A 19,962-nucleotide genomic window follows, 5' to 3' on the forward strand; every position below is an offset into this window, starting at 1 on the left:
TCGCCGCGCTGTATGCACTTTACCTTCTACCTCTGTCCGCTGAGCGGAGGTTGTATTCACCTAATAGTTTAATATGATTTAATGTTTACCCCTGGGCCAGTGGTTTACCGCTGCATTTTATCTTTACTGTGTATAGTTCTGGGGGCTTCCCTGCTGAGGGCGCAGCATCTGCCCGCTCCAACAGGTATAGGCACCGCGACTAAACCGCATACCGTTGTCTACAAGCTGAAGCCCCAGTCTGTCAACCAGCTTCGCATGGCCGGAGGCAACCCCATGCAAAAAGCCCTGCAAAAAGTAGGAGCCAAAACCGTGGAACAGAAGTTTCCGGGCAAAGCACCTGCTCCCTTTGCCCGGAAAGCACGCGTAGACCTCTCCCTTATCTACGAGCTGGCCTACGACCCGGCGCACAACCTGGAAGCCGTGCAGCAGGCTTTGCTGGCAACCGGCATGGTCGAGTATGTAGAGCCCCTGTACGAACGCGTTCCGCTTTATCAGCCAAACGACCCCTCTGCCGATTCTACCAAAACTACCCAGGCCTACCTGAAAAACATCAGCGCCTATGGCGGCTGGGCCGTGCAGAAAGGCGATACCAACATCGTGATTGGGGTGCTGGACTCAGGTTTCCGCTTCAGCCACGAAGACATCCGCAACAAGATCAAGTATAACTACGACGACCCCATAGACGGCATCGACAACGACGGCGACGGCCTGATCGACAATTTTTACGGCTGGGACTTTGGGGACCGGGACAACACGCTCAACGATGACTCTCCTTACAAAGGGCACGGCACAAAGGTGGCCGGCGTGGCCATAGCTGAGGCCGATAACCGTGCAGGTATAGCAGGCGTGGGTTTCAACACGAAATTCATGCCCATCAAAGTGTTCCCATCGACTTCCTACGGCAGCTTCGGCGGCTACGAGGCCATTGTGTATGCAGCAGACAAGGGCTGCAGTATCCTCAACCTCTCCTGGGGCGGAACAGGCTTCTCGAGATACGAGCAGGATATTATCAATTATGCGGTACTGGAGAAGGATGTGGTGATTGTAGCCGCAGCCGGCAACACCAATGCTTTTGTCAACATTTACCCGGCAGCTTACGATAACGTGCTGGCCGTGGGCGGTACGCACAACGATGTGAAAACGAACGGCCATACCTGGAACTACAAAGTCGGCCTGACTGCTCCCAGCCAGAGCGTTTACAGCACCACTTACAGCCGCGATAACTCCTATGGCAGCGACACGGGCACCTCGTTGGCCTCACCGCTTGTGGCCGGTGCCGCTGCGCTGCTGCGCTCACACATGCCGCATCTTAATGCATTGCAGGTTATTCAGCGCCTTCGGGCCACTTCCGACGACTTTTACCACCTGCCAGGCAACGCCGCTTACCACGAGATGCTTGGCAAAGGCCGACTGAACGTGAAAAGAGCGCTGCGGGATGCCCGGGCGAAATCGGTGCGCTGTACCTCCTTCGGCATCGTCGACAACAAGGTAGCCCAGATCGGCGACACACTGCTGGTTAACCTGAGCGTGATGAACTACCTGGACCCGACCACTGCCCTGAAACTTACGCTCACCTCCACCTCACCCTTCATAAAAGTGCTGCCTGATAACGAGCTCAGCATTGGGGCCATGGGTACCCTGACAACACGCGACAACCATGCAAAGCCCTTCCGTTTTGTTGTACTGCCTGATGCACCCAACAATGCCATGGCTACTTTCAGAGTAGGATTTGTAGATGGCGCTTACCAGGACTTCCAGTACTTTCAGGTACCCGTTAACCCCGATTACCTCACTCTCACGGCCAACAACCTCCACATAACCCTGAACAGCAAAGGCAACCTCGGCTACAACGGGTATAATTTCGGGCAGGGAGTCGGCATTACCTACAAGGGCAGCACCTCACTCCTTTTTGAAGGCGGACTGCTGGTGGCCGCTGCCCCGGACCGTGTATCGGACAATGTGCGCAATGCCAGCTGGCAAACCGACAACGATTTTGTAGCGGTGAGCGCTGCCCGCCTCCGCCATAACACGAGCGAGGCAGACCAGGAGATCAGCGGTGTGATGCGCGATAAGTTTCCTGCTCCGGCCCAGGCAGGCGTGCAGGTGAGCTACAAAGGAATGGCCTGGAGCGATGATCCGGATGCTGGTTATATCATCTTGGAGTACCGCATCCGTAACATCACCTCCGACACGATCAAAACCCTGCATGCCGGCCTGTTTGCCGACTGGAACATTACAGACGCTTATATGAACGTGGCCGAATGGGACGAAACGCTGAACCTGGGGTATGTCTACAACATGGGCCAGGCTTCGCCTTACGCGGGTATTAGCCTGCTCTCGGTTACCCCGCCCTCATACTATGCGATCGATAACCTGTCTGGGGGTACTTCTACCTTTGCAATTGCCGACGGTTTCAGTGCTCAGGAGAAGTACAGGGCATTGTCCGGTGGCGTAGCCCGCAAAAAGGCATGGGGCAGTGGCTACGGCAATGATGTAGCACATGTTGTCGGCACAACGGCCAGCAACTTAGCCCCCGGACAAAGCCAGCTGGTTTCGTTTGCCATCGTAGCCGGCGACGATCTGGAAGCGCTTCGACTAAATGCCAAGGCCGCTCTCGTAAAATATCAGGTGATGAAAGCAGGGCCGGCTCCGCTGGCGGTCAGCGATACAGTATGTGCTGGCGCTTCGCTAAGCCTGGAACCTGCCGGCGGCAAACGTTTCAAGTTTTTTGCGGACGAAGCCAAAACCACCCTACTGGGTGCAGGCAACAAGTTAGAGCTTACCGCCCTCGACAAAAGCACGACGCTGTTCGTGTGCAATGCCGACTCCCTATTCGACAGTCCGGTGGTACCTTTCGAGATCGTAGTCGCCAGTTTGCCGGTGGCTGGTTTCAGCATAGCGCAACAGCAGGAAATACTGGAGCCCGGTCAGCGCATCGACTTCCGCAACGAAAGCGAGCACAGTACCAGCTGGCGCTGGAATTTCGGAAATGGCATCACTTCCACAGAACAGCACCCCAGCTATACCTACGAACTGCCCGGTACCTACGACGTCACGCTGGTGGTAGGCAGCGCGTATGAGTGCTCCGAAGACACTGTTATAAGACGCATAGAGATCAAGCAGAGTGGCACAGTGATCCCACCGCAGGAGGCACCAAAGCAATTTCAGGTATACCCCAACCCGGCTGTGCACGAACTGCATGTGACGATGCCTAAGGCTGATGCTGCTCTCAGTGTGCTGATGACTGACAGCATGGGGCGACGGGTTAGTCCGAAGTTAAGGAGCCGTATGACGCACGAGGCCATTTACGACCTGAGCGGTTTGGCCGAAGGACTTTACATTGTGCAGCTCACTTACGAACAGACCACTACCACAAAGCGCCTGCTGATCATCCGTCCTTAGACCACAATAGGTATAGGTGTGACTTAACGCTATACCTGCCCTAAAACAAAACGCCCCGCTCTTTCGAGCGGGGCGTTTCTATTAAAATCCAGCTGTTGCTTACGCGCTGGCGTTTTGCTTCTGCTGCAAACGGATCAGGTTAAGCGCTGAACCAGCCTTGAACCACTCGATCTGTCCTTCGTTGTAGGTATGGTTTACCATAAAGGCATCCTGAGAACCGTCTTTGTGCGTCAGAACCACTTTCAGTGGAACGCCAGGCGTGAAGTTCTCCAGACCCAGGATATCGATTGTGTCGTTCTCCTCGATCAAGTCGTAATCCGCTTTGTTGGCGAACGTAAGACCTAACATACCTTGCTTCTTCAGGTTGGTTTCGTGGATACGTGCAAAAGATTTCACGATAACCGCACGAACACCCAGGTGGCGTGGCTCCATGGCCGCGTGCTCACGAGATGAACCCTCACCGTAGTTCTCGTCGCCTACTACTACTGTACCGATGCCGGCAGCTTTGTAGGTACGGGCAGTTGCAGGTACTGTGTCGTATCCGCGGGTCATGTCGTTGTATACCTTGTTGGCCTCACCGTTAAACGCGTTGATCGCACCGATCAGCATGTTGTTGGAGATGTTGTCCAGGTGACCACGGTACTTCAACCACGGACCAGCCATAGAAATGTGGTCAGTCGTACACTTGCCTTGTGCTTTGATGAGCAGCTTCAGACCTTTCAGGTCAGTGCCTTCCCATGGCTTAAAGCCTTCCAGCAATTGCAGGCGGTCAGACTTCGGATCCACTACTACCTCCACGCTGCTACCGTCTTCTGCTGGGGCTACATAGCCTGCATCTTCTACGGCAAAGCCCTGCGGAGGCAATTCAACACCTACTGGCTCGTCCAGCATCACCTCTTCCCCATCCGCGTTGATCAGCTTATCAACCAGTGGGTTAAAGGTCAGGTCACCGGCAATGGCGAAAGCCGTTACGATCTCAGGAGAGGCCACGAACGCGTGCGTGTTCGGGTTGCCGTCGTTACGCTTGGCGAAGTTACGGTTAAACGATGTAATGATCGAGTTCTTGCGGGTTGGGTCGTCGGTGTGACGGGCCCACTGTCCGATGCATGGACCGCAGGCGTTTGCCAGCACCACACCGCCCATCTGCGCGAATGTATCCAACAGACCATCGCGGGCTGTAGTATAGCGTACCAGTTCAGAACCCGGCGTGATGGTGAATTCAGCCTGAGCTACCAGTTTCTTAGATACCGCCTGCTCAGCAATAGAAGCTGAACGGGTCAGGTCCTCGTAAGAAGAGTTGGTGCATGAACCGATCAAGCCTACCTCAAGTTTAGCTGGCCAGTTGTGCTCTTTTACTACAGCGGCGAACTGCGAGATTGGCCAGGCTGCGTCTGGTGTAAACGGACCGTTTACGTGTGGCTCCAGTGTACTCAGGTCGATCTCGATCAATTGGTCGTAGAACGAAGCTGGGTCCGCGTATACCTCGTCGTCAGCACGCAGGTACTGAGCTACTTCGTCGGCCATACCTACCACTTCTTCGCGGTTGGTGGCACGCAGGTAAGCACGCATGCTGTCGTCGTAGGCAAATACCGAAGTAGTCGCACCAATCTCAGCACCCATGTTACAGATTGTACCTTTACCAGTACAAGACATGGACTCAGCGCCTTCGCCGAAATACTCCACGATCGCGCCTGTACCACCTTTTACAGTCAGGATACCAGCTACTTTCAGGATCACATCTTTCGGGGAAGTCCAGCCGTTCATTTTGCCGGTCAGTTTCACACCAATCACTTTCGGGAACTTCAGCTCCCAGGCCATACCGGCCATTACGTCCACGGCGTCAGCACCACCTACACCGATCGCTACCATACCCAAGCCGCCCGCGTTTGGCGTGTGCGAGTCGGTACCGATCATCATACCGCCCGGGAAGGCGTAGTTTTCGAGCACTACCTGGTGAATGATACCTGCACCCGGCTTCCAGAAACCGATGCCGTATTTGTTTGAAACAGAAGCCAGGAAATCGTATACTTCTTTGTTTTCGCTGTAAGCGTCCTGCAAGTCCTGGTCAGCACCTACGCGGGCCTGGATCAGGTGGTCGCAGTGCACGGTAGATGGTACGGCCACCTGCGGTTTGCCCGCCTGCATAAACTGAAGCAAGGCCATTTGTGCCGTTGCGTCCTGCATCGCCACCCTGTCTGGAGCGAAGTCCACATAGGACTTGCCGCGCTCGAAAGACTGCGTCGCGTTACCATCGTAGAGGTGCGCGTATAAGATTTTCTCTGTCAGGGTAAGCGGTCTGCCTACTGCGTTACGGGCAGCATTCACGCGCTCGGCCATCCCGGCATACACTGCCTTGATCATTCCTAAATCAAATGCCATAGTTTTGCTATTGTTATTATGTTTAATGCTTCGTTGTGAAGTTTACAAATGTACGAAATATGCCTGTTTAAGCACAACATTAGCCGCGATGAATATAACATTTCCGCATCCGGGCAAGCTAATTGTTGCATATTTCGCTTTTCACGAATTCATCTGTTAATTTTGCCGTATGAAACTTACTTGTTTTAATACCCCAATGAGGCTGATTTTGTTGTTAACACTGTCCGCTACGCAGCTTTTAACTTCCTGTGGCTCTTCCACATCTACCGATAACACCTTACAACCCGGTCCGTGGCGCGTGGCGCTGCAGGCACAGGGTCAGGAAATCCCGTTCATCATGGAAGCCGAGGAGCAGAACGGCAAAACGGTGCTATACCTGATCAACGCCGACGAACGCATTCTGGTAGACGAATTTCACCAGGAGGGCGACTCACTTCGTATCCGGCTGCACATCTTCGACGCTGACCTGATTGCGAAGGTAGACGACGACAAGATGGCGGGCCGCTTTACCAGAAATGACCTGGCCTATCGCTATTCGGTTCCGTTTGTAGCGGAGCACGGCAATGCCAACCGTTTTAAGGCTAACCCCGACCCTGCCAGCTATACCTACACCGGCAAGTGGGAGGTGGTTTTCACCGAGCCGGATGGCAAGCAGTACAACGCGATCGGTATATTTGAGCAGAAAGACAACCACGTAACCGGCACTTTCCTGACCGAGACAGGCGACTACCGCTACCTCGAAGGACAAGTGGAAGGCAATGGGCTGAAGGTGTCGACGTTTGACGGCAACCACGCCTACCTGTTCACGGCCACGCCAACAGATAACGACAACCTGAGCGGCCATTTTTACTCCGGCCCTTCGCACCACGAAACCTGGGTAGCCAAGCGCAACGAAAATGCTGAACTGGCCAATGCCAACGAACTGACTTTCCTGAAGCCTGGCCACGAGTCGCTGGAATTCACCTTCCCTGACCTGGAGGGCAAGCAAGTATCGTTGTCGGATGAGAAGTACAAAGGCAAAGTGGTGCTGGTGCAGCTGCTCGGCTCCTGGTGCCCGAACTGTATGGACGAGACCCAGTTTCTGGCACCATACTATGCCAAGAATAAAGACCGCGGTCTGGAGATAATCGGCCTGGGCTTTGAGCGCGCCAAGGGCTACGAGCAAGCGGTACCGCGCCTGAATAAAATGAAGGACCGCTTCAACATTGAATACGACTTGCTCTACGCAGGTACATCCGATAAAGAGGCAGCTGCACAGGCGCTTCCGGCGCTCAACCACGTCCTCTCCTTCCCAACCACTATCTACATCGACCGCCAGGGCAAGGTGCGCAAGATCCACACAGGCTTCTCGGGCCCCGGCACAGGCAAATACTACGAAGAGTGGGTAACGGATTTTAACAAGACGATGGACGAGTTACTGGCCGAGGAAATTTAATTGTTGATTGTTAATTGTTGATTGTTTGATCGGCAGGTATGGCAAAGGCCGCTACTGGTGCAGTAGCGGCCTTTGTAGTTATAATGGCTTACGAAGCCGCACGATCCGAAAGGTGCCTCCAAAAGCAGCTGGCTCGTTTAATTCCATCTGCAGCGAGGTATGGCTGACGATGTTGCCAATGCTGCGATTCACATCAGAGAACAATGTGCTGGCAACTTGATTGAAAAGGCGGCGCAGCAGCGAGGGCTTCTGTCCGTCTGGCAGGAACTTGTCGAAGACCACGACCGTGCCGCTCGGTTTTAGTACCCGCTCCACTTCACGTATGCAGGCTACCGGGTCAGGTATAACCGCGATGATCAGGTGCAGCACTACGGCATCAAAACTGTTGTCGGGGTAGCTGAGCTTTTGGCCGTCCATCACGTGTGCCTCCACAGGTATAGCCAGTTGCTCGGCACGGGCTTTCAGTTTGGTGATCATGCCAGGCGTGATGTCGTTGGCGGTGATGCGGGTATAGCCTTTCAGGTATGGGAGATCCAGCCCTGTGCCTGCTCCAACAATTAGGATGGCGTCGTCAGGATGAACCTGCAGCAGTTCGATAGAGCGCTTACGGTGCTTGCGGAAAATACGGTCAGCGATGAGATCGTAAATCGGCAGGTAGAAGGTATAGCGCAGCCGGTTCCAGGTGTTGGTGTTGACACTCATTTTTCATAGGGTATTTTGTACACGCAAAATTACCTACGCCCCTGTTTCTCAAGCTTACAAATTTCAGAGTAGTTTTTACAGATATTACTTTTTAGCTAGGTATAGGTTTAGCCGGTAGAAATAGTGACTTTTTACCTGTCATCTCGACAGCATGGAGGGATCTGGATTATTTTGGAGTGTAGGCACTATTTCAGATTTCTCACTAGCGTTCGAAATGACAAAGAAATTGTGAGCGACACATAAGTTATGAAGCAGGTCCACCTCTACTTGTCAGGTATAGGTATGGCTCATATCTTAGACTCTCGCGGGAACCCCCGAAATGCTTCGGGGCAGGTGCGCACACTGCGAGGTCATAACCGAACGTTCAAAACAATTTAACCATCAACAATTTAACAATTTATTTTTCCCTTTCGATGGTATAAGCGATGAGTTGCTCCAGCGAGTGGCGCGACGGGGAAGCCGGGAAGGTATGGAGAATGGCGAGTGCCTCGGCATGGTAGCGGTTCATCACCTCGATGGTGTATTGAATACCGCCGGAGGCTTTCACGTAATCGATCACCTGCTGCACGCGTTTATTATCACCGTTGTTGTTCTTTACGTTGTAAATCACGCGGCGGCGGGTCATCCAGTCGGCTTCGCGCAGGGCATGGATCAAGGGCAGGGTCATCTTCTTTTCCTTGATGTCGATGCCCACTGGTTTACCGATCTCAGCGGTACCGTAGTCGAACAGGTCGTCTTTGATCTGGAAGGCGATGCCCACTTTCTCACCGAACAAACGTGCTTTCTCGATATCTTCTTTCGAAGCGCCGGCCGAAGCAGCGCCTACGGCACAGCAGGAAGCAATAAGTGAGGCGGTTTTCTGGCGGATGATATCGAAATACACACTCTCGTCAATATCCAGACGACGGGCTTTCTCAATCTGCAGCAACTCTCCTTCACTCATCTCCCGCACGGCATTCGACACGATCTTGAGCAGCTCGAAATCGTCGTTTTGCAGCGATAGCAAGAGGCCTTTGGAGAGCAGGTAGTCACCTACCAGCACAGCAATCTTATTTTTCCAGAGGGCGTTAACGGAGAAGAAACCGCGGCGGTAATTGGCCTCGTCCACCACGTCGTCATGCACGAGGGTGGCCGTGTGCAGCAGCTCAATAAGGGCAGCCCCGCGGTAGGTGGCATCGCCAATGGCATCGCCGCGGAAGAGCTTGGCCATGAAGAACACAAACATGGGCCGCATCTGCTTGCCTTTGCGCTTTACGATGTAGCTCATGATCTTATCGAGCAGCAGTACCTTAGACTTCATCGAAGTCCTGAACTTCTTCTCGAACAGCTCCATCTCCTGGGCAATGGGCGCTTGTATTTCCTTTAGGCTAATGCTCATGCGATATTCCGCAATATTACTAGGTGCGGGGGTCGTTTCCAAACAAGTATAGCAAATCAGCGTTTAAATAATCGTAAGTTGAGCATAGCGGTGTCGTTTACCAACAGCATGGCCCCATGCTGGTTCGCCGCTAACTTAAAATAACTAACTTGCCTTCTGATAACCCAGCGCATCTTGCCATGGCAGACACACTCAAAGTAGACTTCGTGGTATACCCGGAGCACGAGCGTCCGTTTACCGCTGACGCCACCTTTACCCAGGACGGCAACAAAAAGCCCGTCGTGCTCTATACCCACGGCTTTAAAGGATTTAAGGACTGGGGGCACTTCAACCTGCTGGCAGATTACTTTGCCCGGCAAGGCTTTGTGTTCATCAAGTTCAACTTCTCGCACAACGGCACCAGCATCGATAACGATTCGGACCTGCACGACATGGAGGCTTTCGGACGCAACAACTTCAGCATCGAACTCGATGACCTGAAGGCGATCATCGACCTGGTGCACGACGAAGAAGGGCCGCTGCCGCAAAACGAGATGAACCTGGACCGCATCTACCTCATCGGTCATAGCCGCGGGGGTGGGTCTGTTATTCTCAAAGCTGCCGAAGACGAGCGGGTGCGGGCGCTGGCCACCTGGGCGGCTGTAAACAATTTCGACCAGCGCTGGGACGAGCTGGAAAAAGACTCCTGGAAAGAAGAGGGTGTGCAGTGGGTGACCAATGCCCGCACAGGTATACGCATGCCGCTTTATTACCAGATCGTGGAGGATTACCTGGCCAATGTGGAGCGTCTGGAGATTCCGACAGTGATCCAGAAAATGCAGCAACCCCTGCTCATTCTCCATGGCGAGGAAGACGAAACCCTGCCCGTGAAAATGGCTCACGACCTGCATACCTGGAAGCCGGACGCCGAGCTGCACCTGCTGCCTGGTGCCGACCACTCTTTTGGCGGACAACACCCTTACGAGCAACACGAACTGCCCACGGCAGCCAAAGCCGCAGCCGACCTGAGTATCGCCTTTTTCAACAAACATGCCTAAGCTATACCTGCTGCTGGGCGGCAACCTCGGTGACCGCCCGCTATACCTGTCCCATGCCCGCGAACGCATTGCCGCTCAAATCGGCTCCATTGCACAGAGCTCTGCCCTGTACGAAACTGCCGCCTGGGGAAAGACGGACCAACCCGCTTTTCTGAACCAGGTGCTGGAGGTACAAACTGACTTGAGCCCCGAACAGGTGCTGCAAGGTATACACGGGATCGAGCAGGAACTGGGCCGCATCCGGCACGAGCACTGGGGGGCACGCGTGATTGATATTGACATCCTGTTCTACGACCAACTGGTGTTGCAATCGCAGCGTCTGACCATTCCGCACCCACAACTACACCTCCGCCGGTTCACCCTGTTGCCGTTGAGCGAGATCGCCCCGCATTTGCTGCACCCAGCCCTGAACACAACTGTTACACAGCTTCTGCAAGACTGTCCGGATGAACTGCCTGTCCAGGTATACGATCCGGCAGCTGACTAATTACTGGTCTCAAATCCCGAAAAACTTTCGCCTTCAGCTATACCTGGCTCTGCGTCATACACAGGGACCATAAAAAAAGACCATTGCAGCAAACACTGCAATGGTCTTTATGATTAGCTCTAAATTAGCGCTATACCGCTGAGCTAACCTCAGCCGTGCGCTCTATCTTTTTCACGAGTCCCTGCAGCACTTTGCCTGGGCCGCACTCTATAAAATGTGTTGCACCGTCTGCTACCATCTGCTGTACCGATTGCGTCCAGCGTACGGGAGCTGTCAGCTGGCTGATAAGGTTTTGCTTGATCTCCTCTGGATCGGTGTGCGGCATGGCGTCTACGTTCTGGTAGATCGGGCAGATGCCCTGGCTGAAGGTGGTTTCGTTGATGGCTTTGGCCAGTTCCACTTCGGCTGGCTTCATCAGCGGAGAGTGGAAAGCACCACCCACCGGCAATGGCAGCGCACGCTTGGCGCCGGCTTCCTTCATCTTCTCACAGGCAATCTCTATCCCTTTGTTAGAACCGGAGATCACCAACTGGCCCGGGCAGTTGTAGTTGGCTGCTACCACCACTTCGCCTTCCACAGAGGCGCACACCTCTTCAACCTTCGCGTCGTCCAACCCAAGGATGGCCGCCATCGTGGATGGGTTGGCCTCGCAGGCTGCCTGCATCGCCATCGCTCTTTTGTACACGAGTCTCAGGCCATCCTCAAAGCTCAGCACCTTGCTGGCCACCAGCGCCGAGAACTCACCCAGCGAGTGACCGGCTACCATATCCGGGTTGAAATCCTGGGCAACGGCCGCCTGCGCCACGGAGTGCAGAAAGATAGCTGGCTGTGTTACTCTCGTCTGCTTCAGTTCCTCTTCCGTTCCACTGAACATGATCTCTGTGATGTTAAAACCCAGGATCTCATTTGCTTTGTCGAACAACTGTCGAGCCGTTTCGTGCTGCTCATACAAGTCCTTGCCCATGCCCACGAACTGCGACCCCTGTCCCGGGAAGATGTATGCCTTTTTCATGCTGATACTTATTGTTGATTGCTGATTGTTGATTGCTGATTGTTGATTGCTAATTGTTGATGGTTAAATTGTTAAATGGTTGAATTGTTAGATGGTTAAGAATTTAGGTGTGCTTACATATATGCCAAACCTATACCTGAGCTTAGGCTATACCTCTATTATACCTGCTCTTATGTTTGAGCTTACAGGTATAAGTACATTTCCTATCGGCTCTACCTCTCCGCATAGCAAGGTATAAAAGGGGGCAATAAAGCCAGTAGCCGTTCGGACAAAGAAAGACCCAACAACCATTTAACCATCAACATTTTAACAATTGATCCAATTTAATACGCCACAAACCGGGCCCGTTCTTCGGGGCTGGGCAGCATGCAGGCTTCGTTGCGTCCTGCTATGCGGTAGCGGTGTTTCGCGATGAAGCGGTACACAAAATTGCGGAAAGATAAGGGAATAAACCTGAAATAGTAAAGCGCCGACCACGGAAAATTGAGATGCCGGGCAATGCGCAGGGCGGCTTCGGACTCGGTGTAGAGCTGGCCGTTTTCAAAAAACAGAATGGAATCGGGCAGTGGATCAGGTACAAGCTGCTGCGGCACGAGCTGCTCCACCAATCCGGACTGCAAGGCGGCAAAATGCAGGTTTTGCCGCTCATTATACTTTAAGGCAATTTGAATGCTGGCCTGGCAAAAGCCACAGGTGCCATCGTAAAACACGATGGGCAAACCCTGCAGCCGGTCCAGTTCCTCTTTTGTCATTAGCGTACTATTTCAACCCAGCCTTTGTATTTACTGCGGCTGCGTTCAGGGTCAATGGATATAAACTCAACCTCGGCCTCGTAGTAATAAACTCCATCTGTGAGGCGCTTACCATCGTTATCGGTGCCTGGCCAGTTGATATACGGATCTGAGTTGCTTTCGTATACCTTCACGCCCCAACGGTTAAATACCTTGAAGGTAGTAGAGCGAATAAAGGCCGCCCTCGGATCCGGCCTGAACACATCGTTCTTTCCGTCATCGTTTGGCGTGATGATATTCGGGAGCTGGAAGAAGAAGCAGTTGTCCTTGCATTCTTCGTTGCTCGGCTCGCTTTCCTCTCCTGCCAGGCTCGTAGCCGTTACATAGTAGCAGGCGGCAAAAGACTCCAGCCCGGTATGGGTATAGGTGGTTTCTTTTGTCGTTGCGATGGCGCGGTATTCTGTTTCGCCCGGCCCTCTGAAGTATACGGTATAGAAATCGATCTCATCCGTGCATCCATTGCCGATCTGTGGTTCCCAGTTCAGCACGTTCTGGTATGGTGGCCTGGTCGGGTTAGCGAAGAAGGCCTCGCAATCCAATACATCCAGCGTGAGCTTTGGCGGACAGATCAGGAGCGGGGTTTCCACACAAACCTGCTGGCTGAAGTTTTGGAGAGGCTCCGGCAAACCATCGATCTGGTAAGTACCCTGCGTGCGCACAACATAGCAGTAAGTTTGACCACGCTCCAGCGGGGCGGCGGTAGTGCCTCTGTCTACAAAGGTACCTCCCGTGGCCGATGCCGACACACTGCCTACCTGCACCAATTCGTTTCCTACAACCCGGAAAATCTGATGCTCGAGCACCTCGTTTTTCCAAGGCACAATGTAGTTCCAGTTGAGCGACACCGCAAGGTCGTTGCCTGTGCTTTGTACTTCGGCCGCCAATCGCACACTGGAAGCGGAAGTGGAATCGCGCAGCATGTTCGGTGTGGCGCCGCCCGCAGTACGGGTGCTGTAAAACTCCAGCTTATACCTGTAGCCATTCGCCTCAGTGTTCAGTCCGCTGTTCACAAAAACCGTGTCGCTCAGTCTGCGTGAAGAGAAGACCTGTTGGTAGACCCCTCCCGGCTCCTGCCCTGTCTTGCGATACAGCCTATATTCGAAAGGCGGGTTCAGGCGCTCTATACCTGGGCCGGGCTGTGTCCAGCGCACCGTAATCTGTCCGTTGGTAGTGGCCGTGCGGTCAATTGTCACGTTGGTAATATACGGTATGTCCCGCTCCAGCACCACACAGGCTTCGAGCGAGGCGATACTCTGCCCACCGGCAGGTCTTGGAAACTCAGCATAAATCACATAGCAATACTCGGCCCCGGCAACAAGCCCTTGTCCGTTGTTATTGTCTAAAAACTCTGTCTTGTCCTTGCCCACTTCGCCTATCAGTGTATAACCCGCACTGGCCGGCACGCCGGTCTCACAAGGCCCTGGTCGCCAGCCCGATGGTCCCTCCCGCCTGTAAATGCGGATAGTAGAAGCGTTCTGGCAAATGTATTTGTCCCAGGTCAGGAGCACAGACCGATCCTCGCCGGTAGCAAGCAGATTCTGAGGCGCCGGCCCAATCACCGTAATGCGGTAAGGCTGCAAGTCGGCCAGCTGCCTGCCCGGAGGAGGCGGATTATCTTCTGCCCTGAAAATAAGCTGGTAAGGATTGGCACGCACATCACTGCAGGAAGTATTCCAAACCAATTGTCCGGCGGCCCGGCCCGGCTCGTTTACAGTCGATCTAAAAGTAGCAGGAGGCAGTATGCCGCCGGTACCAGGTACGGTAAGGGTGATTCGTTGGCCAATACCATTAGCGTCTCTGTCCGGGTCAGTGGCGGTGATGGTGGTACGCAGTGTCTCGCCGGCCACAATACAGGTATCGCGCGGTACGAGCACCGGCGGCCGGTTTCGGGCATCCACTACTAGGATCTGCATGTCGCGCACCACAGTGCTGATCAGCACAGGGGCGGCACCCGTTACCCGCCACTCCTCTACTACAAAGGCCACGTTGTATTCGCCCAGGCGGCAGGGGGCATCCCAGGTGATCTGGCCGGTAATCGGGTCGAGGTTAAAGGTCGAAGGTCCGGTGTTAGTAGAGTTGCGGCAATTATCAACGGTGTGCGGATCGCGGTAACCGGGCACATTGGTGATCAGGCCTGTCTGCGGATTACGGTACTGTGGCTGAATCAGGCGGAAGGCCAGGCTGTCGCCATCCGCATCGATCGCGCCCGGGTTGTGCACCCAGCGCTCGCCGACAGTTGCTTCATCAATTGGAGCTACTTGTAGTATAGGCGTGCTATTGAGGCCACGCAGTGGGTTAATTGAAACAGTGGTCGAAATAGAAAAGGTGAGCTGATCAGTTGGAGCAGCCATGTTCAGGATGCCGCCGTTCCGGTTTTCGCCTACCCACGTTACAGTATAGGTGCCATTAGCCGGAAAGGTATACTCCCACTTAAATTCTTCGCGGTCTACGTCCGGTTTAATGTTCGTAACAGACAGGCGTTCTACTGTAACGGTCTCCCCTGTTCCCATGGAGATGAACACGCGCGGGTCGTCGGCTGTGGAGGATGTTTTGGTGTACATCACCATCGTAAAAAAGAACTTTCGGGGGTTGGGGTTGGGTCCGGTGTCCCGGACGGCGGTGATGTCCCCGGCACGGATGTGCGTCGCCTGCGCCTCATATGCATATCCCAACAGCAACATCAATACCAACAGCACTATGCGGCCAGGCAAGCAACAGCTCAAGCGTAAACTATTTGGCATAAGCGTAGAGTTAGATTTGGCGCTGAACAAAGGTAAAATGAAAACTGAATTTTTACCTTTTTATTATCAACAAAAGCGAGAAAAGTAGGTTTATAATATATGGTTTTCAGTCCTACGCATTGCAATTTAGATTGATTCAAAATATGCTATTTAATTGTTTTATACGGGCTCCACTTGTACCTTTGGGCATTAAAAAGCATTCATTACTTAACCTTCTAACAAATACAGATGAATTGGTTTACTAAAACGTTTTCCAGTACAATCGGACGTAAGATCATCATGTCGGTAACGGGCCTTTTCCTGTGCTCCTTCCTGGTGGTGCACCTTGTAGGTAACCTTACACTGTTTTACAGAGATGGCGGCGAGGCATTTAACATCTACTCCCATTTTATGGCTAATAACCCTGTTATCCGTACGATGGAAATAGTGCTGGTACTCGGATTCCTGTTCCACATTTACGATGCCATTGTATTGACGCGCCGCAACAAGGCTGCCCGCCCTGTTGGATACGCAGAGAATCACCCACAGGAAAACTCCACCTGGTCTTCCCGTAACATGGGTCTGCTGGGTACGATCATCCTGGTGTTCCTGCTGGTGCACTTATGGAACTTCTTTGTACCGGCTCGCTTCGGAGAGCTGGAGGGTGTTCCAAACGCCGAGTACACGAACCTGTACGCTGAAGTAGTAAAAGCATTCAAAAACCCGATCTACGTAGGCCTTTATGTGATCTCGATGATCGCCCTGGCCTATCACCTGATCCACGGTTTCCAGAGCGCGTTCCAGTCGCTGGGCCTGACGCACAAAAAGTACACGCCGTTTATCAAAACATTTGGCGTGGCGTTCTCTGTGCTGATCAGCCTGGGCTTTGCGCTTATCCCGCTCTACTTCTTTTTCTTCGTTAATTTGTAATTAAGCTAATATACTTGCTATGATATTAGATTCTAAAATCCCGGAAGGCGCCTTAGCTGAAAAGTGGGATAAGCATAAATTCAATGTGAAGCTGGTAAACCCAGCCAACAAGCGTAAATACGATATTATTGTAGTAGGTACCGGTCTTGCCGGTGCATCTGCCGCCGCCACACTTGGCGAACTGGGCTATAACGTAAAAGCGTTCTGCTTCCAGGACTCTCCACGCCGTGCGCACTCGATTGCGGCGCAGGGTGGTATCAACGCTGCCAAAAACTACCAGAACGACGGTGACTCCATCTTCCGCCTGTTCTACGATACTATCAAAGGGGGCGACTACCGTGCCCGCGAGGCCAACGTTTATCGCCTGGCCCAGGTATCGGTTAACATCATTGACCAGTGCGTGGCGCAGGGTGTTCCTTTTGCCCGTGAGTACGGCGGTCTGCTGGCCAACCGTTCATTCGGTGGTGCACAGGTATCGCGTACGTTCTACGCTCGTGGCCAAACCGGACAGCAGCTGTTATTAGGTGCCTACTCTGCCCTGAACCGTCAGATCGCTTATGGTAAAGTGAAGATGTACCCACGCACCGAAATGCTGGACCTGGTGATGGTGGATGGCAAAGCTCGCGGTATAGTGGTGCGTAACCTGATCACGGGTAAAATAGAGTCGCACAGCGCGCATGCGGTGGTGTTGGCAACAGGTGGTTACGGCAACGTGTTCTTCCTCTCTACCAACGCAATGGGCTCGAACGCCACTGCAGCCTGGAGAGCGCACAAAAAAGGGGCTTTGTTCGCCAACCCTTGCTTCACCCAGATTCACCCAACCTGTATACCTGTATCCGGCGACTACCAGTCCAAACTGACGCTGATGTCGGAGTCACTGCGTAACGACGGTCGTGTATGGGTTCCTAAGACAGTAGAGCTTGCCCAGCGCCTGCGCAAGGGTGAGATCAAAATAAACGATATCAAAGAAGAAGATCGCGATTACTACCTGGAACGCAAATACCCTGCTTTCGGTAACCTCGTGCCGCGCGACGTGGCTTCACGCAACGCCAAACTGGTATGCGACGAAGGCCGTGGCGTAGGTGCCTCTGGTCTGGCCGTGTTCCTCGACTTTGCTGACGCCATCAAGCGCGAAGGCCAGCCGGCGATTGCTGCCAAGTATGGTAACCTCTTCGAGATGTATGCCAAGATCACGGACGAGAACCCATACGAAAGTCCGATGCGCATTTACCCTGCGGTGCACTACACCATGGGTGGCCTTTGGGTAGACTACAACCTGATGACCAACATCCCGGGTCTGTACGCAACCGGCGAGTGTAACTTCTCTGACCACGGTGCAAACCGCCTTGGTGCTTCGGCCCTGATGCAGGGTCTGGCCGACGGTTACTTCGTGATTCCTTACACAATCGGTGATTACCTGGCACAGACGCCTTACGCGAAAGTAAGCACAGAGCACCCTGCCTTTAAGGAAGCCGAGCAAAACGTGAAAGCGATTACAGACCGTCTGTTGTCTATTAAAGGTAACCGCACGGTAGATGACTTCCACAAGGCCCTTGGCCAGATCATGTGGGATTACTGCGGTATGGCCCGAAACGCCGAAGGTCTTCAGTTCGCAAAACAGGAGATCCGTAAGCTGCGCGACGAGTTCTGGCAGAACGTGAAAGTTACTGGTGTGAACGAAGAGCTGAATCAGACACTGGAGAAAGCACACCGCGTAGCCGACTTCCTGGAACTGGGCGAACTGATGGTAGACGACGCCCTGAACAGAAATGAATCGTGCGGTGGTCACTTCCGTGAAGAGTACCAGACACCAGAGAACGAGGCCCTGCGTGACGACGAGAACTATGCCTATGTAGCCGCCTGGGAGTATACTGGCCCTGGCAACCAGGCCATCCTGCACAAGGAAGATCTGAAGTTCGAGAACGTGAAGCTAACGCAGCGTAGCTATAAATAATGAATAATTAATAATTAGGAATAATAATTAGTCCGCAAACGGGCAGTTGAAATTCTTAATTCGTAATTTTTAATTCGAAATTAAAAAAGAAATGGCTGGAAGTAATCCAAATGCTAAACCAATGGATCTCACATTGAAGATTTGGCGCCAAAAAGATAAAAACTCTGCAGGTCAGCTGGTAACCTACCCTTTGAACGGCATTTCCCCGGATATGTCTTTCCTGGAGATGCTGGACGTGCTCAACGAAGAACTCCTGGTAAAGGGCGAAGAGCCTGTAGCTTTTGACCATGACTGCCGCGAAGGTATTTGCGGTATGTGCAGCTTGTTCATCAACGGCCGTGCACACGGACCGGAGCGCGGCACTACTACTTGCCAGCTGCACATGCGCCACTTCAAACACGGCGATACGATCACGATCGAGCCTTGGAGAGCTGCTGCCTTCCCAGTGCACAAAGACCTGATCGTAGACCGTTCCGCCTTCGACCGCATCCAGCAGGCGGGTGGTTATGTGTCGGTGAATACAGGTGGCGTCCCTGACGCAAACGAAATTCCGATTCCAAAAACTATCGCTGACAAAGCGTTTGACGCCGCTACCTGTATTGGTTGCGGTGCCTGCGTGGCGGCCTGTAAGAACGCCTCTGCCATGCTGTTTGTGAGTGCTAAGGTATCGCAGTTGGCTATGTTGCCACAGGGCAAGGTGGAAGCCAAAACCCGTGTGGAGAACATGGTGGCTCAGATGGACGTGGAAGGCTTTGGTGCGTGCTCTAACACTGGCGCCTGCGCTGCTGAGTGCCCGGTAGGTATATCACTGGATAACATCGCGATGATGAACCGTGAGTATCTGGGAGCAAAAGCCAGCTCAGAGAACGTATAGTTTTCCTGATCCTAATAAGCTTAAAAGGCGAGACAGGCAACTGTTCTCGCCTTTTGCTTTTATATTCGCACTAATATTCTGAAAACTATACCATCCTGTGAACTGGATCGCACAGCAACTGTTTACAAAAGGACATAACAAGCTACTATGATCACGATTATAACCGGCACCAACAGAAGCTCCTCTAACTCCAGGGCAGTAGCCAATTTATACGCCAAACTGCTGAACGAGCGGCAGGTGGCTAGCCAGATACTGGACCTGGCCGATCTTCCCGCCGATTTTACATCCTCCGCACTTTACGACAACCTTGGCAAAAACCAGGCTTTTAACGAGTTAAGCGCACTCATCGGTGCGTCAGAGAAGTTCGTATTCATCGTGCCGGAGTACAATGGTTCGTTCCCGGGGGTTCTCAAAGCTTTCATAGATGGCCTGTCCTACCCCAATACTTTCCGTAACAAGAAAGCAGCATTGGTGGGGCTCTCTTCTGGTGTGCAGGGCAGCGGCCTGGCCATGAGTCACCTGACGGATATCTTCAACTACCTGGGCATGCATGTGCTCGCCCTGAAGCCCCGACTGGCCCAGATAGAAAAGAACTTTGATGGGACAGCTATCACCAATGAGCTATACCTGGAGTTACTAAAACAGCAGATCGACCAATTCATCCATTTCTAATCCAAACAGGTTCTAATAAACTTTCTCAACTCCAAGTATAGGCGTATCCATACTTCGCTGGCCGTTGTATTTAATTGGTTTGCAATAGCGCTGCTTGTCAATAAAGTTTGGTCAGGAAAAGAGAAAGTACCCCTCCTGCTGCTATTACTCTACCCACTGCTCTTACTACTCAACCTGGTAGTTTGGCTT

At 53.0% G+C, this 19,962-nt stretch carries 14 protein-coding genes; 8 read left to right on the top strand and 6 right to left on the bottom strand.

Annotated features, from left to right (window positions below):
• Positions 1-255 precede the first annotated feature (255 nt).
• Positions 256-3,402 carry a S8 family serine peptidase gene (locus BD749_RS06195; RefSeq protein ID WP_101443451.1) on the top strand — a complete coding sequence of 1,049 codons (3,147 nt, stop codon included), beginning with the start codon at positions 256-258 and terminating at the stop codon, positions 3,400-3,402.
• 99 nt (positions 3,403-3,501) lie between these two features.
• On the opposite strand, the gene BD749_RS06200 is transcribed toward BD749_RS06195, so the two are convergent.
• Positions 3,502-5,781 (bottom strand): aconitate hydratase, encoded by a 2,280-nt coding sequence (locus tag BD749_RS06200; protein ID WP_101443452.1) that lies wholly within the window; start codon positions 5,779-5,781, stop codon positions 3,502-3,504.
• 196 nt (positions 5,782-5,977) lie between these two features.
• On the opposite strand from BD749_RS06200, the gene BD749_RS06205 reads away from it, so the two are divergent.
• Entirely contained in the window at positions 5,978-7,216 is a 1,239-nt protein-coding gene (locus BD749_RS06205; protein ID WP_101443453.1) for a peroxiredoxin family protein, read from the top strand.
• Between the two features lie 78 nt (positions 7,217-7,294).
• On the opposite strand, the gene BD749_RS06210 is transcribed toward BD749_RS06205, so the two are convergent.
• Both BD749_RS06210 and BD749_RS06215 read right to left on the bottom strand, forming a co-directional pair.
• Positions 7,295-7,918 carry a class I SAM-dependent methyltransferase gene (locus tag BD749_RS06210; protein ID WP_101443454.1) on the bottom strand — a complete coding sequence of 208 codons (624 nt, stop codon included), beginning with the start codon at positions 7,916-7,918 and terminating at the stop codon, positions 7,295-7,297.
• A 397-nt stretch (positions 7,919-8,315) separates the two neighbouring features.
• Positions 8,316-9,296, bottom strand: a complete 981-nt coding sequence (locus BD749_RS06215) for a polyprenyl synthetase family protein (protein ID WP_101443455.1) — start codon at positions 9,294-9,296, stop codon at positions 8,316-8,318.
• 179 nt (positions 9,297-9,475) lie between these two features.
• Between BD749_RS06215 and BD749_RS06220 the strand changes: the two genes are divergently transcribed.
• Positions 9,476-10,333 (top strand): alpha/beta hydrolase family protein, encoded by an 858-nt coding sequence (locus tag BD749_RS06220; RefSeq protein WP_101443456.1) that lies wholly within the window; start codon positions 9,476-9,478, stop codon positions 10,331-10,333.
• On the top strand, positions 10,326-10,820 hold the full coding sequence (gene folK, locus BD749_RS06225; RefSeq protein ID WP_101443457.1) for a 2-amino-4-hydroxy-6-hydroxymethyldihydropteridine diphosphokinase: 495 nt from the start codon (positions 10,326-10,328) through the stop codon (positions 10,818-10,820). The genes BD749_RS06220 and folK overlap by 8 nt, the downstream gene beginning before the upstream one ends.
• A 130-nt stretch (positions 10,821-10,950) precedes the next feature.
• Here folK and fabD read toward each other — a convergent pair whose 3' ends face one another.
• From fabD to BD749_RS06240, 3 genes are all read right to left on the bottom strand, one after another.
• Positions 10,951-11,832, bottom strand: a complete 882-nt coding sequence (fabD, locus tag BD749_RS06230) for an ACP S-malonyltransferase (protein ID WP_101443458.1) — start codon at positions 11,830-11,832, stop codon at positions 10,951-10,953.
• Between the two features lie 323 nt (positions 11,833-12,155).
• Positions 12,156-12,584 carry a thiol-disulfide oxidoreductase DCC family protein gene (locus tag BD749_RS06235; protein WP_101443459.1) on the bottom strand — a complete coding sequence of 143 codons (429 nt, stop codon included), beginning with the start codon at positions 12,582-12,584 and terminating at the stop codon, positions 12,156-12,158.
• Positions 12,584-15,334, bottom strand: coding sequence for a T9SS type B sorting domain-containing protein (locus tag BD749_RS06240; RefSeq protein WP_101443460.1), 2,751 nt, complete (start codon positions 15,332-15,334; stop codon positions 12,584-12,586). The genes BD749_RS06235 and BD749_RS06240 overlap by 1 nt, the downstream gene beginning before the upstream one ends.
• A gap of 258 nt (positions 15,335-15,592) precedes the next feature.
• Between BD749_RS06240 and BD749_RS06245 the strand changes: the two genes are divergently transcribed.
• The 4 genes from BD749_RS06245 (at position 15,593) to BD749_RS06260 (ending at position 19,773) form a co-directional block, all read left to right on the top strand.
• Positions 15,593-16,273 carry a succinate dehydrogenase cytochrome b subunit gene (locus BD749_RS06245; protein ID WP_101443461.1) on the top strand — a complete coding sequence of 227 codons (681 nt, stop codon included), beginning with the start codon at positions 15,593-15,595 and terminating at the stop codon, positions 16,271-16,273.
• A gap of 19 nt (positions 16,274-16,292) precedes the next feature.
• A complete protein-coding gene (locus BD749_RS06250; RefSeq protein WP_101443462.1) occupies positions 16,293-18,227 on the top strand; it encodes a fumarate reductase/succinate dehydrogenase flavoprotein subunit in 1,935 nt (644 codons plus the stop codon).
• A gap of 121 nt (positions 18,228-18,348) precedes the next feature.
• Positions 18,349-19,101 (top strand): succinate dehydrogenase/fumarate reductase iron-sulfur subunit, encoded by a 753-nt coding sequence (locus BD749_RS06255; protein WP_101443463.1) that lies wholly within the window; start codon positions 18,349-18,351, stop codon positions 19,099-19,101.
• A 147-nt stretch (positions 19,102-19,248) separates the two neighbouring features.
• On the top strand, positions 19,249-19,773 hold the full coding sequence (locus tag BD749_RS06260; protein ID WP_101443464.1) for an NADPH-dependent FMN reductase: 525 nt from the start codon (positions 19,249-19,251) through the stop codon (positions 19,771-19,773).
• Positions 19,774-19,962: the final 189 nt, after the last annotated feature.

Origin of the sequence: Pontibacter ramchanderi, assembly GCF_002846395.1 — a bacterium.
GTDB lineage: Bacteria > Bacteroidota > Bacteroidia > Cytophagales > Hymenobacteraceae > Pontibacter > Pontibacter ramchanderi.

Excerpts from the sequence above, each read along its gene's own strand:
- BD749_RS06210 (WP_101443454.1), bottom strand. The coding sequence starts at position 7,918 with ATGAGTGTCAACACCAACACCTGGAACCGGCTGCGCTATACCTTCTAC.
- BD749_RS06195 (WP_101443451.1), top strand. The coding sequence starts at position 256 with ATGGCCGGAGGCAACCCCATGCAAAAAGCCCTGCAAAAAGTAGGAGCC.
- BD749_RS06220 (WP_101443456.1), top strand. The coding sequence starts at position 9,476 with ATGGCAGACACACTCAAAGTAGACTTCGTGGTATACCCGGAGCACGAG.
- BD749_RS06260 (WP_101443464.1), top strand. The coding sequence starts at position 19,249 with ATGATCACGATTATAACCGGCACCAACAGAAGCTCCTCTAACTCCAGG.
- BD749_RS06215 (WP_101443455.1), bottom strand. The coding sequence starts at position 9,296 with ATGAGCATTAGCCTAAAGGAAATACAAGCGCCCATTGCCCAGGAGATG.
- BD749_RS06245 (WP_101443461.1), top strand. The coding sequence starts at position 15,593 with ATGAATTGGTTTACTAAAACGTTTTCCAGTACAATCGGACGTAAGATC.
- BD749_RS06255 (WP_101443463.1), top strand. The coding sequence starts at position 18,349 with ATGGATCTCACATTGAAGATTTGGCGCCAAAAAGATAAAAACTCTGCA.
- BD749_RS06200 (WP_101443452.1), bottom strand. The coding sequence starts at position 5,781 with ATGGCATTTGATTTAGGAATGATCAAGGCAGTGTATGCCGGGATGGCC.
- BD749_RS06235 (WP_101443459.1), bottom strand. The coding sequence starts at position 12,584 with ATGACAAAAGAGGAACTGGACCGGCTGCAGGGTTTGCCCATCGTGTTT.
- folK (WP_101443457.1), top strand. The coding sequence starts at position 10,326 with ATGCCTAAGCTATACCTGCTGCTGGGCGGCAACCTCGGTGACCGCCCG.
- BD749_RS06205 (WP_101443453.1), top strand. The coding sequence starts at position 5,978 with ATGAGGCTGATTTTGTTGTTAACACTGTCCGCTACGCAGCTTTTAACT.
- fabD (WP_101443458.1), bottom strand. The coding sequence starts at position 11,832 with ATGAAAAAGGCATACATCTTCCCGGGACAGGGGTCGCAGTTCGTGGGC.
- BD749_RS06250 (WP_101443462.1), top strand. The coding sequence starts at position 16,293 with ATGATATTAGATTCTAAAATCCCGGAAGGCGCCTTAGCTGAAAAGTGG.